This is a genomic window from Nonomuraea sp. NPDC001699, assembly GCF_053596455.1.
The window spans coordinates 1-1,257 of the sequence record NZ_JBSFGF010000088.1; the positions used below are offsets into that span (position 1 = coordinate 1).

1 protein-coding gene is annotated in these 1,257 nt (G+C 71.5%); it reads left to right on the plus strand.

Translation table 11 applies throughout. The features are described 5' to 3' along the window. The coding region (locus ACWCSU_RS52825; RefSeq protein WP_449945268.1) for a PQQ-dependent sugar dehydrogenase at positions 1 to 1,257 on the plus strand (1,257 nt) is incomplete at both ends.

Here is a 1,257-nt window from a genome sequence, read left to right on the forward strand (position 1 = left end):
CCGGTGTGCGGCGAGATCACCCACAACAGCCTGAAGCTCGACTGGCCGCCCGCCACCGACAACATCGGCGTCGCGGCCTACGACATCTACCAGCAGGGCCAGCTCATCGCCACCGCCCCCGCGCCGCCGGCCACTTTGACCGGGCTGAACCCGGACTTCGGCTACCAGCTGTCGGTGTTCGCCCGCGACGCCTCCGGCAACGTCTCGCTGAGCAGCCCCGAGGCCGCCTGCCACACGCTGCCCGCGCCGCCGGACGACCCGCCCTCGCAGCCGGGTCAGCCCGCCGTCAGCGGCGTCCAGCCCACGACGGCGACCCTCACCTGGGCCGCCTCCACCGACGACGGCGGCGTGCGCGCCTACCTCGTCCGCGACCACGCCTCCGGCACGGTACTGGCCACCGTCACCGGCGCCCCGCCGGCCACCACCGCGAGCGTGCCGCTGGAGTGCGCGCACACCTACCAGCTCGACGTCGTCGCCCGCGACACCGCCGGCCGGCTCTCCACGCCGAGCACACCCTCGGCCTCGTTCACCACGGGGACCTGCGGGACCGTGCCCCAGACGCCCACCAGCGTCGCGGGCGGCTGGGACGTGCCCTGGGACATCTCCTGGACGCCGGACGGCTCGTACGCGCTGGTCACCGAACGGGACACGTTCAAGGTGTTCAAGGTGACCCCGTCGGGCACGAAGACGCAGGTCGGGACCGTGCCGAACGTGCAGACCACCGACGGCGAGGGCGGCCTGATGGGCCTGGACCTCTCCCCCACCTGGAACGGCACGACCGACCAGGAGGTGTTCTTCATGCACACCGCCGCCGAGGGCAACCGCATCGCGAAGATGAACTTCAACGGCAGCACGCTCAGCGGCTACACCACGATCCTCCAGGGCATCGACAAGAACCGCTACCACAACGGCGGCCGCGTCCGGTTCGGCCCCGACGGCTACCTGTACGCCACCACCGGCGACGCCCAGCAGTCCGCCAACGCGCCGAACCTGAACTCGCTCAACGGCAAGATCCTTCGCATCACCAGGACCGGCGCCGCCGCGCCCGGCAACCCGTTCGGCACCCGCGTCTACAGCTACGGCCACCGCAACCCGCAGGGCCTGGCCTGGGACTCCGCCGGCCGCCTGTGGTCCTCGGAGCTGGGCAACTCCTCGCGCGACGAGCTCAACCTGATCCAGCCCGGCAAGAACTACGGCTGGCCCACCTGCGAGGGCACCTGCACCACCTCCGGCATGACCAACCCCAAGTACACCTGG